At 69.7% G+C, this 12,166-nt stretch carries 12 protein-coding genes; 6 read left to right on the top strand and 6 right to left on the bottom strand.

The features are described 5' to 3' along the window. Positions 1-19 precede the first annotated feature (19 nt). Both VIL76_RS05200 and VIL76_RS05195 read right to left on the bottom strand, forming a co-directional pair. Positions 20-601 carry a response regulator transcription factor gene (locus VIL76_RS05200; RefSeq protein ID WP_332043936.1) on the bottom strand — a complete coding sequence of 194 codons (582 nt, stop codon included), beginning with the start codon at positions 599-601 and terminating at the stop codon, positions 20-22. After that, on the bottom strand, positions 589-1,923 hold the full coding sequence (locus VIL76_RS05195) for a HAMP domain-containing sensor histidine kinase (protein ID WP_332043935.1): 1,335 nt from the start codon (positions 1,921-1,923) through the stop codon (positions 589-591). Before VIL76_RS05195 ends, VIL76_RS05200 begins: the two co-directional genes overlap by 13 nt. Positions 1,924-2,110: 187 nt before the next feature. On the opposite strand from VIL76_RS05195, the gene VIL76_RS05190 reads away from it, so the two are divergent. Continuing rightward, positions 2,111-2,827, top strand: coding sequence for a helix-turn-helix transcriptional regulator (locus tag VIL76_RS05190; protein WP_332043934.1), 717 nt, complete (start codon positions 2,111-2,113; stop codon positions 2,825-2,827). Positions 2,828-2,944: 117 nt separating this feature from the next. Beyond that, positions 2,945-4,303, top strand: a complete 1,359-nt coding sequence (locus tag VIL76_RS05185) for an MFS transporter (RefSeq protein WP_332043933.1) — start codon at positions 2,945-2,947, stop codon at positions 4,301-4,303. Positions 4,304-4,433: 130 nt separating this feature from the next. Here the strand turns inward: VIL76_RS05185 and VIL76_RS05180 are convergent, their stop codons facing one another. Beyond that, entirely contained in the window at positions 4,434-5,282 is an 849-nt protein-coding gene (locus VIL76_RS05180; RefSeq protein ID WP_332043932.1) for an SDR family NAD(P)-dependent oxidoreductase, read from the bottom strand. Positions 5,283-5,315: 33 nt separating this feature from the next. Continuing rightward, a complete protein-coding gene (locus VIL76_RS05175) occupies positions 5,316-6,464 on the bottom strand; it encodes an aldo/keto reductase (protein ID WP_332043931.1) in 1,149 nt (382 codons plus the stop codon). Between the two features lie 95 nt (positions 6,465-6,559). Here VIL76_RS05175 and VIL76_RS05170 point away from each other — a divergent pair, with 95 nt between their 5' ends. The 3 genes from VIL76_RS05170 (at position 6,560) to VIL76_RS05160 (ending at position 8,826) form a co-directional block, all read left to right on the top strand. Beyond that, positions 6,560-7,453, top strand: a complete 894-nt coding sequence (locus VIL76_RS05170; protein WP_332043930.1) for a LysR family transcriptional regulator — start codon at positions 6,560-6,562, stop codon at positions 7,451-7,453. A gap of 182 nt (positions 7,454-7,635) precedes the next feature. Further along, positions 7,636-7,914, top strand: coding sequence for a hypothetical protein (locus VIL76_RS05165; protein WP_332043929.1), 279 nt, complete (start codon positions 7,636-7,638; stop codon positions 7,912-7,914). A gap of 333 nt (positions 7,915-8,247) precedes the next feature. Then, the gene (locus VIL76_RS05160) at positions 8,248-8,826 is read left to right on the top strand and encodes a GNAT family N-acetyltransferase (RefSeq protein WP_332043928.1); all 579 of its coding nucleotides are present in this window, start codon (positions 8,248-8,250) and stop codon (positions 8,824-8,826) included. On the opposite strand, the gene VIL76_RS05155 is transcribed toward VIL76_RS05160, so the two are convergent. Continuing rightward, positions 8,823-10,280 carry a M10 family metallopeptidase C-terminal domain-containing protein gene (locus tag VIL76_RS05155; RefSeq protein ID WP_332043927.1) on the bottom strand — a complete coding sequence of 486 codons (1,458 nt, stop codon included), beginning with the start codon at positions 10,278-10,280 and terminating at the stop codon, positions 8,823-8,825. The genes VIL76_RS05160 and VIL76_RS05155 overlap by 4 nt on opposite strands. 211 nt (positions 10,281-10,491) lie before the next feature. Between VIL76_RS05155 and VIL76_RS05150 the strand changes: the two genes are divergently transcribed. After that, the gene (locus tag VIL76_RS05150; protein WP_332043926.1) at positions 10,492-10,941 is read left to right on the top strand and encodes a VOC family protein; all 450 of its coding nucleotides are present in this window, start codon (positions 10,492-10,494) and stop codon (positions 10,939-10,941) included. Between the two features lie 145 nt (positions 10,942-11,086). On the opposite strand, the gene VIL76_RS05145 is transcribed toward VIL76_RS05150, so the two are convergent. Then, positions 11,087-12,163 carry a Glu/Leu/Phe/Val dehydrogenase dimerization domain-containing protein gene (locus VIL76_RS05145; protein WP_332043925.1) on the bottom strand — a complete coding sequence of 359 codons (1,077 nt, stop codon included), beginning with the start codon at positions 12,161-12,163 and terminating at the stop codon, positions 11,087-11,089. Between the last annotated feature and the right edge of the window lie 3 nt (positions 12,164-12,166).

The raw sequence follows: 12,166 nt of genomic DNA, 5'->3' as shown, positions 1-12,166 counted from the left end.
CAGCTTGGCCGTGGCGATTTCAGCCGCCGCTGCGCAGCACCCGCGCCCGTTGCGCCCGGACGGCGGCGTCGGTCCGGTTCGCGGCGCCGAGCCAGGTGGTCAGGCGGGCGACGTGGATCTTCACCGTGGCCGGCGAGATGGCGAGCCGCCGGGCGATCTCCTTGTTGGTGAGGCCCTCGGCCAGCAGGCCCAGCACCTGCTGCTGGCGGGGCGGGAGGCGGGCGGCTTCCGCGCCCTGGAGCTCCGGCAGTCGCTCGGCGAGGTTGGCGATCAGCAGCGTTGCGTCGGTGTTCTTGGAGAAGACCTCGGCGGCGCCTGCGGCGCGCACCGCCTCGAGAAGCCCTGCGTCGGTGAGCCCGGTGAGCGCCAGGATCAGCGCCTGCGGCGCGCAGGCGTGCAGGGCCGCGACCCCGTCGACGGGCGCCGCGCCGGGCATGTCGAGGTCGACCAGGCAGAAGGCGGGGCCGCCCGCTTCGGCGAGGCGCCAGGCGGTGGGATAGTCCCCCGCCTCGTCCAGGGTCAGGTTCGGCCAGCGGTCGCGCAGGGCGCCGGCCACCGCCTCGCGCATCAGCGGATGGTCATCGCAGATCAGGCCGCGCATCGAACCGCGGGCGCATCCTGAGCGACGGGTAGCGATATCCAGAACGCCGCCCCGCGGGTCACGTCCGACCGCACTCCGCAATCGCCCTGCATCAACTCGACCAGGTTCCGGGTCGCGGCCAGGCCAAGGCCGAAACCGCCCTCGGCCCCGACGCGGGCGCCCTGGGCGAAGGGGCTGAAGATGCGCGCCTCGTCGCCGGGGGCGAGGCCCTGGCCGTCGTCCACGACCCAGACCCAGGTGCGGCCCGCCTGGACGCGGGCCCCGATCAGGACGCGCCGGCCGCCGGAGTGGCGGATGGCGTTGGCCACCAGGTTCTCGACGGCGCGGGCGAGGAGCAGCGGGTCGGCGTGGAGCACGACGCCGCCGCCCGCGGTGGAGATCCGCACGCCCGCCTGGGCCGCGGCGGGGCCCTGGGTGAGCAGCACCCGGTCGAACAGCTCGGCGGCGGGGACGTCGGCCATGTCGGCCGCCACCGCCCCGCCCTCCAGCTTCAGGTGGTCGAGCATCGAGGCCACCAGCGTGCGGGCCGCGGTCAGTGCGCGGCGAAGCCCGCCGACGGCCGCGACCTGCTCGGCCGCGCGGCCCCCGGGCCGCACCCGGTCGAGGAACAGGTTCGCCGCCTGCAGCGGCTGTTGCAGGTCGTGGGATGCGGCGCGGATGAACTGGGTCCGCGCGTCGCGCTCGCGCTCGAGGTCGGCCAGCGCGGCGGCGAGCGCGTCGCGAGCCTCGTCGGCCGCGGCCTGGGCTGTGCGGGAGGCCACCACGGCCTGGCGCATGAACCGGCGGATGGCGATCAGGGTGGCGCCGAACAGCGGCAGCATCACCGCCAGCGTCACGAAATAGGGCGGCCGCGCCACCAGCAGCCAGGCGGTGAGCGAGCCCAGCACCAGCACGACGGCGCTCCGCAGCACCTGGGTCGCCTCGGTGGCGGCGGCGAACTGGATGATCAGGAACCAGGCGAAGAGCACGAGCAGCAGCGCCCGAAGCTCCGGCCCCGCCACCGGCATGAAGACCCACACGCTCCAGGCGGTGGCCAGGTTGCACAGCACCATCCCGAGCTTCGCCCCGGGGATCCAGCGCCTCAGGATGGCTTCATCGTCCGGCGGGCGGCGCACGAAGGCGATCCAGCCGGCGAGGTGGCCGGTGAGGAAGACCCCGATCATGGCCATCCACAGCGCGAACCCGACCGGCTCCGCCTTTGCGGCGAACACGAAGGCCAGGAACGCGGTGCTGGCGGCGAGCACGAACCAGGCGACGATGCTGCCCTTAAGCTCGGTGCGCACTTCGTGGACGAGGATCAGGTCGCGATAGGGCGCGTCCACGTTTACTCCAGCCTTTCCAAGCGGCTTGGGCGGACGATCCGGTCCGCCGCACGGGCTGTCAAGCGACGCGGGGCCGCGGGCGGGCGCCCGCGCCACCCCTGGCAAGTAGACCATGCGGTCTAATGGGCGACGGCCAGGCCCCCCACTAGCCTTTGTCCGTCGATTTCTGTGAAGCGTCGGAGGACCCGTGCAACCCACCCTGACCATCGTGGCCATGGGACGCGCCGGCCGGCGCGACCCGCCGCCCGCGGAGCGGTGGCGGGTCGGCTCCTTCGAGGGCGCGGGCCGCGCGGCGACGGGGAACCAGGCGCCGCCGGAGAAGTCCGCGGCGGACCTGCTGGCGGCGGCGCTCGAGGCGCTGGGGATGGCGGCCTTCATCTGCGACGGGACGGGGGCGGTGCGGGCGCTCACCGCCCAGGCGGAGGCGGTGCTGCGGCGCGGCGTGCTGGAGGTGCGGCACGGCCGGCTGCGCGCGACGGGAGCCGGCGCCGCGGCGCTGGGCGCCGCCATCGACAAGGCGCTGTCCGCCGCGCCAACCCCCGGCGAGGCGCCGCTCGGCCCGGTGGTGGTGCAGCGGGACGAGGCGCTGGAGGTGCTCGACATCGTCGCCCTGCCCCGCACGCCGTCAGGCTCCGACGACGCGCCGCGGGCGCTGGTGGTGGCGGCCGGCGGCGAGGGCCGGCAGGGCGCGGCGTCGCGGGCGCTGATCCAGACGGCCTATGGCCTGACCGCCGCGGAGTCGGCGATCGCCCTGCAGCTCGCCGAAGGCCAGTCCACCGAGGCGATCGCCGCCAGCCTGAGCATCACGACGGGCACCCTGCGCAGCCACATCAAGTCGGTGTTCCGCAAGGTCGGCGTGAACCGCCGCGCGGAGCTGGCCGCGCGGCTGCGGCAGTTCCGCTAAAGGCCGCGGGCGCGGTCGGGCCTAGCGAGCGGCGGGCGGTGTCTGATAGACCGGCGTCATTGAATTGAGACATTGCTTGAAGGGGCCGTCGGCCGAGCGGGGCCGGGGCGCGCGCCATTGGACTCCAAGCCTGACGCTCCAGCCCCCGCGCCGGCGGAGGACGACCTGCCGGCCCGCGAGGCGGCCTACGAGAAGTTCGTCTGGGACAACCTGAGGCGCAACTACGCAGGCAACTACCTGCACGGCATGCTGGGGATGACCGGCTTTCGGCTGGTCAATGCGCCGACCTTCCTGCCGGCCTACCTGTTCGCCATCTCCGGCTCCAACGCCATCGTGGGCTTAGGCCTGGCGCTGCAGCAGGTGGGCGGGGTGATCTCGCCGATCTTCGGGGCCACCAAGATCGAGCACCGGACCAAGGTGATGCCGGCGGCCATGTGGATGGGGGGCCTGGCGCGGCTCGCCATCCTCGGCATCGCGCTGGCCGGCTGGTTCCTGCCCAACGACGTGACGATGTTCGTGATCAACGGCATCGGCAAGTTCAGCCCGCGGGTCACCGCCATCCTCGGCTTCATGCTGATGTTCGGCCTCTTCATGGGCGCCCAGCGGGTGGTGTTCTCCATGCTGATGGCCAAGGTGATCCCGATCAGCCGCCGCGGCCGGCTGCAGGCCTGGCGCAACGCCACCGGCGGGGTGATCGCCGCGGCGCTGGCCTACTTTGCCGGGCGCTGGTTCATCGACGCCAACCTGTTCGGCAACGGCTATTCGACCACCTTCGTCTTCGCCTTCGTGCTGACCACGCTGGGGCTGTGGGCCCTGCAGCTCCTGCTGAAGGAGCCCGAGCCGCCGACCACGCGGGCGCAGGGCCGCTTCCGCGACCGGCTGCGCGACTTCCCCGAGCTGATCCGCCAGGACCGCGCCTACGGCTTCTTCCTGCTGGTGCAGATGCTGGCCACCTCGGCCCGGATCGCGACGCCGTTCTACATCCTCTACGTGGGCTCCAGCATCGGGCTGGACGGCAAGACCTTGGGCCTGCTGTCGCTGGCCTTCCTGGGCGCCGACACGCTGTCGAACTTGGTCTGGGGCTACCTGGGCGACAAGACGGGCTTTCGGCTCGTGCTGCTGTTCTCGCTGGCCGCCTGGATCGCGGCCACGGTGCTGCTGATGAACGTCCACACCATGCCGGCGATCTTCGGGGCCTTCTTCGGCCTGGGCGCGGCGCAGGCCGGCTACATGATGAGCGCCCAGACCATGATCCTGGAGTTCGGCGAACGCGACGACCTCCCCATGCGCATCGCCGTCTCCGCGACGGCGGAGAGCACCACGGCCACGGCGGGGCCGCTGGCCGGCGGGATCATCGCGCAGGCGGCCGGCTACCCGGTGGTGTTCGGGTTGTCGCTGGGGTTCCTGACGGTGGCGCTGCTGCTGCTGGTGGTGGCCGTGAAGGAGCCGCGGACGGCGCGAAGGGCGGGAGTGTAGGGGCGTCAGCTTTGCGCCACGAGCGGACGTTAGGGTCCGCGCCGAAACACGACATTCAGCGGAAGCACTCGGTAAGCGGCCTCTCCGAAGGTCAGCTAAGGGTGGAAAGCGGCCCTCCCCGCCCGGCCGGCTACCGGCCAGCCTGGAAGGCGAGTGAGGCTGAGAGGTCGCGATTGGCGTCGATCTGCCTCTTCATGGTTTCGAGCTTGGCCTCAACGGCAGTCATCGCGTCTGCGCCTGCCACGAAGCGCGGGGGAAGCTCTCCTGCATCGGAGAGGTTCACTAGGGCGGCCGCGAGCTTTGCAGGGTCGCCGCCTTGCTGACCGTTCATACCCCTCCAGGCCTCGATTGTTTGGTGGGTGCGGTCGGCGTAGTCATCGATGGAGAGTTCCGGCCAAATCGTCGAAGCGCCTTCCACCAGTAATTCGGTGCGGAAGAAACCTGGCTCGACCAGCATCGTGTCGATGCCGAAAGGGTCGACGTCGAACCGTAGCGACTCCATCCAGCCTTCGAGCGCGAACTTCGACGCCGCATACGCGACGACGAACTCTTGGCCGATGAGCCCCGCAAGCGAGCTGATGGTAATCACCTGGCCCGCTCGCTGCGCCCGCATGATCGGAAGTATCGCCCGTGTCACGTTCAGCGGGCCGAAGAAGTTCGTCTCCATCTGCGCCCTGAACTGCTCCGCACTGATGTTCTCGAAGTAGCCGGCGTAGAAGTTGCCCGCATTGTTGACCAGGACATCGATGCGGCCGAAGCGCTCGACCGCAGCCTGCGCGGCGGCCGCCGCAGCGACGGGATCGGTGATGTCGAGCGCGACGGTCAGCAGGTTCTCGTGAGGCCCGATGGCCCGCAAGACCGCCTCCCGGTTGCGTCCGGTCGCGACGACGGCGTGCCCGGCGGCCAGAGCCTGCTGAGCGATATCGACGCCTAAACCCCGGCCAGCGCCGGTTATGAACCATACCTTCTGATCAGTCATTTCCTGTCCTTTCACGACGCGTCAGGCGCGCGCCTAGAGCCTTTGGTCGATGGTGGAGAAGTGGGCGGCGTTCAGGCGACGGCCATAGAGCCGGAGGCCCGATAGACTCGCTTCAAGATCGCGGACGTCTTCGGGCGTCAGGTGCACAGCCGCGGCCCCGAGGTTCTCCCGTAGGTGAACCTGATTGCGCGTCCCCGGAATGGGCACGATCCACGGCTTCTTGGCCAACAGCCAGGCGAGGGAGACCTGGGCCGGCGTGGCGTTCCTGCGCGCCCCGAACTGCCTCACCCGCTCCACGATGGGCAGGTTGCCCGCGAGGTTTTCGGGCGAGAAGCGCTCGAAGCCGGAACGGATATCCGTCTGAGGATCGAACCTCGTATCCCCGTTCATAGTCCCGGTGAGATAGCCCATGGCGACTGGGCTCCACGGAACAAGGCCGATGCCGAGCTCCTCGCAGGTGTCCAGGACCCCGTTCGATTCCACGTCCCGGGTCATTAGGGAGTATTCGTTCTGGAGGGCCGCAACAGGCTGGACAGCGTGGGCGCGGCGGATCGTGGCCGGGCTCGCCTCCGAGAGGCCGAAGTGGAGCACCTTGCCTTCCCGGATCAGGTCTCGGACCGCACCGGCGACCTCTTCGATGGGCACCGCAGGGTCGACGCGATGTTGGTAGAGCAGATCGATGCGGTCTGTCCGGAGCCGTTTGAGCGAGCCCTCGACGACGCGCCTGATGTGATCGGGGCGGCTATTCAAACCGCTACCCGGGATCTCGAAGCCAAACTTGGTTGCGATCGCCACCCTGTCCCTGACGGGCGCGAGGGCTTCACCAACGAGATCTTCGTTCGTGTACGGGCCGTAAACTTCAGCCGTGTCGAAGAAGGTGACGCCCTGGTCGTACGCCGCACGAATGACGCGTAGACCTTGAGCGCGATCGGCTGGCGGACCGTAGTTGCCGCTGATGCTCATGGCCCCGAAGCCGAGTTTCGAGACAACCAGGTTGCCGAGCTTGCGGGTCTGCTGAGGGCTACCTGGGAGCGTCCCGGTCGTGCCGGCCCGCAACTGTGCTGATGCGGCCCTCGCCGCCGGCAGCACGGTTCCAAAGGCAGCGCCCGCGGCCAAGAGGCCGCGACGGCTGATAGCGCCGTCAGCGGACTGTCTGCCGCGGGCTTGATTGCTGCTGATCATGACTAACGCTCCTTGTTCGAGCGGCTAATCTAGTCAGGCGGCTGTTGTGCGATTAGAGCCCGAAACACGCATGGACCTGTGAGTGAAACTCAGGAATGGCCCGCACAAACCCGAACGACCTCGTCGCCTTCCTGGCGGTGGCGCGAGAACGCAGTTTCACACGCGCCGCGGCGCGGCTCGGGGTGTCCCCTTCGGCGCTAAGTCACACCCTTCGAGGCCTGGAGGAGCGGCTAGGGATGCGGCTGCTGAACCGCACGACGCGCAGCGTGACGCCGACAGAGGCGGGCGAGCGCCTTCTTCAGAGGATTGGCCCACGGTTCGATGAGATCGACGCCGAAATCGCCGCGCTGAGCGACCTGCGGGACAAGCCCGCCGGAAGCGTCCGGATCACCGCTGATCCGCACGCGGTGGACACCGTGCTGTGGCCGGTGCTCCGCAACCTCTTGGCGGATTACCCCGACATCAATGTCGAGCTTGTCTCCGACTATGGCCTGACGGACATCGCCGCCGAGGGATATGACGCCGGTGTGCGCCTCGGGGAACTCGTCGCGAAAGACATGATCACAGTTCCCATCGGACCGGAGATGCGGCTGGTCGCAGTGGCGTCCCCAGCGTACTTCGCGCGCCACCCCAAGCCACGGGAGCCGCAAGACCTTTCGACCCACCGCTGCATCAATTTCCGCCAGCCGACCTCTGGCGGCCTCTATGCGTGGGAGTTCTCGAAGAAGGGGCGCGACCTCCGGGTGCGGGTGGAAGGCCAGCTCGTCTTCAGCAGCAATGTGCAGATCCTGCGGGCCGCACTCGACGGCTTCGGCGTCGCCTACATCTTCCAAGATGAGGTCCAGCCACATCTGGACAGCGGCGACCTCGTGCAGGTGCTCTCGGACTGGTCGCCGCCATTCCCAGGCTACCATCTCTACTACCCGAGCCGGCGCCAGCACACGCCGGCCTTCACGGTGATCATGGATGCCCTGCGCTACCGCGCTTGAATGATCACTAGTCAGCCAAAACCCGCCTTCCACCGGGAAGCAACGAGTGTCTCCTAAGGGTCGGAAGCAGACGCTGGCTGCTCCCCTCCAAGCCGAAGTTCCGTAAGACCGCTGCTCGGTCCCTAGCGTAGGTCCGCTTTCGACCCGTTGCGGACATTCCATGATATGGGCACGCTCCGCACATGAACCTCGAACAGACCCGCAGATGGCTCGCCGCCGGTCGACGTCTCGGTCTCGAAGTGATCGCGCCCTGCCAGTTGATCCTGAGCAACGGATCGAAGCTGGAAGCCACTGCCTTGGTGAAGGTGGGACCGCCCAAGGGAATGGTTGTGGACCCAGCTTGGTCGGTGCTTGAGCCTCATGCCCATCAGTTGGTCGCCGAAGGCTTCGGCTATTCAGCCGTAACCATCGGTGAAGATGACGATCTGTCCGACCTTCTGCGAGATTGGGCTCCGGGCTGAGAGGGCAACGTCCACTTTCCACCCGTTGCAGACCTTCAGGAGGTCCGCTGCTCGGCGCCAGCCGGTGCGTGGCGGCAAGCAGACCTCCCCAACGTCCGCTAAGAGTCAGAAGCGGCCTCGCCTCCCCAAGGCCAAGCTGCTACACCCGGAGCCATGGCGACGCCTTCGTCCAATCCGTGCGGTACCGGGGCCTCCATCCTTTCGGGGTGGGGGGACGGGGGCGTGCGGCCGGTCGTGGTCTAGCCCTCTTCCCTCTCAGCCCCGCCGCCAGGCCGGGCTGACGAACTGACGTTCAGGCGTCCGGCCTCCGGCCCTTTTTCCGGAGACCTTCCCATGAGCCCTCCTCCCCTGCCCCCCACGCCGGTGCTCGAGACCGAGCGCTTGATCCTCAGGCCGGTGCGCATGGCCGACGCGCCGGCGATCCAGCGGCGCTTCGCCCAGTGGGACGTGGTGCGCTGGCTGCACGCCACCGTGCCCTGGCCCTATCCCGACGACGGGGCGGAAGAGCACCTGCGCCGCTGCCTGGACGAAGAGGCGAAGGGGGCGAAGTCGCACTGGGCGATCACGCTGAAGGGCGCGCAGGACGACTGCCTGGGGCTGATCGACCTGTGGCCCTACGACGGCGAGACGCGGGACAACCGCGGCTTCTGGCTGGACCCAGAGTACTGGGGTCGCGGGCTGATGACCGAGGCGGCCGAGCGGGTGACGGAGTACGCCTTCGAAACCCTGGGCTGGACGGAGCTCTACCTGAACAACGCCGAGGGAAACGCGGGCTCGCACCGCATCAAGGAGAAGCAGGGCGCGGTGATCGTCGACCGTTCGCCGCATGCCTACGTCGGCGGCGAGGCGATGCGGGTGACGTGGCGGCTGACCCGCGAGGCGTGGCGGGCGCGGCGGCAGGGGTCGTCCTAAGTGACGATCCAGCCCGGGGCGAGGCTCGACATCTGCACGCCCACCAGCACCAGCCGGCCCTCGCCGGCGATCACCACGGTGTCGGCGCCCTGTTGCTGGACGTCCCAGACGGCGCCTTGGAGGAGCTGGACGCGGTCGCCCTGGCTGACGCTGAAGTCGGTGACGCGGTCGACGCCCGAGCCGTCGAAGACGTGGAAGCGGTCGGCGCCGGCGCCGCCGGTGAGCGTGTCGTCGCCGCGGTCGCCGGAGATGAAGTCGGCGCCGTCGCCGCCGCGGACGAGGTCGTCGTGCTGGCCGCCGCGGACGATGTCGGCGCCCGTGCCGCCCTCCAGGGTGTCGGCGCCCAGGTTGCCGAGCAGCAGGTCGTCGCCCTCGTCGCCGAACAGCAGGTCGTCGTGCTGGCCGCCCACCACCCAGTCGTCGCCCAGGCCGCCGTACTCGGTGTCGGCGCCCATGTTGCCGTGGATGTCGTCGAAGTCGGCGCCGCCGTAGATGAGGTCGTCGCCCGCCTCGCCGCGCAGGAAGTCGAGGCCCGCGCCGCCCTCGACGGTGTCGCCGCCCGCCCCGCCGGCCAGGCGGTTGGCGAGGCCGTTGCCGCGCAGCCGGTCGGCGCCGGCGCCGCCGGTGGCGTCCTCGATCGCCGCGCCCCAGGCCACCGACATGCGGGTCTGGCCGGCGAGCAGGGAGAAGCCGCCCTCGGTGAGGTCGATGTCGGCCGCGGCGGTCTCGGCGCCGGCGTCGATGCGGTCCGTGCCGCCGGTGTCCCAGATGGCGAAGATGCCGGGGTCGTCGGCGAAGGTGTAGACGCTGTCGCCGGCGGCCGTGGCGGTGTTGGCGCCCCAGCGGGCCTGCAGGGCGGCGATGTCGTAGAGCTGCAGCTGGCCGGCCACGGCCTGGTTGTCCGTCACCACGTAGGACATCACCGTGTAGTTGCGGTTGTCCTCGGCCTCCGGGAGATACGGGAGGGCGGGCGTAGCCCCGGTCGTGTCGTAGTTCCCGGTGTGCTTCATCATCATGGCGTGGCCGATCTCGTGCAGGATCAGCCACGGCGAGATGGTCAGGTCGCGGCCGGTGTCGAAGACGGAGCCGGCGTCCCAGTTCTTGAAGGCGACGTTCCCGGCCGCGTCCATGCCCCAGGACAGCTTCCACCAGGTCTCGGCGACGCTGGGGGTCGAGACGCGGCCGAAGGCGATGTCCGGATCGGCGCCGGCCGCCACCTCGACGTAGCGGACGTTGATGACGGACTCGTACTCGTCGAGCGCGCGGCGCACGGCGGCCTTCTCGGCGTCGGTCCAGGGGGTCCAGCCGGTGTAGGTCTTCACGAACTCGGAGGACTGCTGGGACTCGAAGGAATAGGTGATGGTGAGCGGCGGGGCGGCGGCCGTGTGCCAGACGTCGAGCTTGGGGTTCAGGGGGGCCTGGACCGCGTCGATGGCGTACTCGGGAGCGGGCATGTGGACCTTACGCGCAGGGGACGCGCGGGCGGCCGCGCCTCGTTAGCCGCTGTTTTCCCACCAAAAAGCCCGCGGGCGAAGCTGAAATGACTCCCCTGCCCGACGCAGGGTTGGCGGGGTGAGCGGAAGGGCGGATAGATTTCGGCAGGCGGCGTGTCGGGACGGGCGCTGCGCCCACGTCCTTGGGGCGCAACTCGCAAAGGAGAGCGCGATGCGGATGATCTTCGTGAACCTGCCGGTGAAGGACCTGGAAGCGTCGAAGCGCTTCTTCACCTCGCTGGGGTTCCCCATCAACAACCAGTTCACCGACGAGACGGCGGCCTCGATCGTCATCGAGGAGAACATCTTCGCGATGCTGCTGACGCACGAGAAGTTCAAGGGCTTCATCAAGGGCGACATCGCCGAGGCGGGCGCCGGCGTCAGCAAGCTGATCTGCCTGTCGGCGAACAGCCGCGAGGAGGTGGACGGCTACCTGGAGAAGGCGCTGGCCGCCGGCGGCAAGCCGTGGATGCCGGCGCAGGACTACGGGTTCATGTACGGCGTGAGCTTCCAGGACCTCGACGGCCACGTCTGGGAGGTCATGTGGATGGACCAGGCCCAGGTGGACCAGCGGGAGCTGGAGCGGAACCTGCAGGAGCTGAAGCAGGCGGAGCCGGCGTAGGCTTTTTCCCTCCCCTCTGGGGAGGGAGGGCCGCGCAGCGGCCAGGGTGAGGAGGTGGGGGCCAGGACGGCGAGTCGGCGCTTGAACGCGACTTCCTCACCCGGCCCGCCTGAGGCGGGCTGTCCCTCCCCAGAGGGGAGGGAAACTAGGCCGCGGCCTTCTTCTCGGCGGCGCCGGTGATCCGCGCGCGGGCGATCTCGTTGGCGACTTCGTGGGTGGGGCGGTTTTCCTGGCGGGAGCGGTCGAGGACTTCGCCCAGCGTCTCGATGAGGCGGGAGAGCTTGGTCTCGACCCAGGCGGGGTCGAAGGCCTCGCCTGCGTCCAGCGCGCGGATCTCGCCGGCGACGTTGATGATGCCGCCGCCGTTGATCACGTAGTCGGGGGCGTAGAGCACGCCGCGGCGGAACACCTCGCGGCCCACCTCGGCATCGGCGAGCTGGTTGTTGGCGCCGCCGGCGATGACCCGGGCCTGCAGCCGCACCAGGGTCTCGGAATTGACCGCGCCGCCCAGGGCGCAGGGGGCGAAGACCTCGGCGGGCGCGTCGAAGATGGCGCCGGGGGAGACGACCTTGGCGCCGGTGCGCTGGGCGACCTGGCGCAGGACCTCCTCGTTGACGTCGGTGAGGATCAGCTTCGCGCCGGCCGCATGCAGCTTGTCGGCGAGGAAGCCGCCCACGTGGCCAACGCCCTGGATGGCGACGGTGACGCCGGAGAGGTCGCGGTTCAGCGCGCGCTTCACGCACAGCTCGATGCCGCGGAACACGCCCTCGGCGGTCACCGGCGAGGGGTCGCCGGAGGCGGCGGCGTGGCCCTCGAGGCCGGCCACGTAGCGGGTGTGCCTGCGGGCATGGGTGAGGTCGGCGGGGGAGACGCCGACGTCCTCGGCGGTCCAGTACTTGCCGCAGACCGCGTCGACCGCGCGGCCGAAGGCCTCGAACAGGGCCGGGGTCTTCTGGGTGCGGCTGTCGCCGATGATCACGGCCTTGCCGCCGCCCAGCTCCAGGTCGGCCATGGCGTTCTTGTAGGACATGGCGCGCGAGAGGCGCAGCGCATCGTCGAGGGCCAGGTCGGCGCTGGCGTAGGGCCACATGCGGCAACCGCCGGCGGCGGGTCCCCGGGCGGTGGAGTGCACCGCGATGATGGTCTTGAGGCCGGATTTTTCGTCCGTGAACGCGTGGACGGCTTCATGGCCCTCGAAAGCCGGGGAATCGAACAAGCTCATGCC

It is taken from the genome of Phenylobacterium sp. (genome assembly GCF_036563285.1).
Taxonomy (GTDB): domain Bacteria; phylum Pseudomonadota; class Alphaproteobacteria; order Caulobacterales; family Caulobacteraceae; genus Phenylobacterium.
Note: the sequence above shows the minus strand (reverse complement) of the source record. Positions and strands in the feature narration are given on the sequence as shown.

Coding starts and splice junctions, on each gene's coding strand:
- VIL76_RS05200 (WP_332043936.1), bottom strand. CDS start 601: ATGCGCGGCCTGATCTGCGATGACCATCCGCTGATGCGCGAGGCGGTG.
- VIL76_RS05180 (WP_332043932.1), bottom strand. CDS start 5,282: ATGACTGATCAGAAGGTATGGTTCATAACCGGCGCTGGCCGGGGTTTA.
- VIL76_RS05175 (WP_332043931.1), bottom strand. CDS start 6,464: ATGATCAGCAGCAATCAAGCCCGCGGCAGACAGTCCGCTGACGGCGCT.
- VIL76_RS05170 (WP_332043930.1), top strand. CDS start 6,560: ATGGCCCGCACAAACCCGAACGACCTCGTCGCCTTCCTGGCGGTGGCG.
- VIL76_RS05165 (WP_332043929.1), top strand. CDS start 7,636: ATGAACCTCGAACAGACCCGCAGATGGCTCGCCGCCGGTCGACGTCTC.
- VIL76_RS05160 (WP_332043928.1), top strand. CDS start 8,248: ATGAGCCCTCCTCCCCTGCCCCCCACGCCGGTGCTCGAGACCGAGCGC.
- VIL76_RS05155 (WP_332043927.1), bottom strand. CDS start 10,280: ATGCCCGCTCCCGAGTACGCCATCGACGCGGTCCAGGCCCCCCTGAAC.
- VIL76_RS05150 (WP_332043926.1), top strand. CDS start 10,492: ATGCGGATGATCTTCGTGAACCTGCCGGTGAAGGACCTGGAAGCGTCG.
- VIL76_RS05145 (WP_332043925.1), bottom strand. CDS start 12,163: ATGAGCTTGTTCGATTCCCCGGCTTTCGAGGGCCATGAAGCCGTCCAC.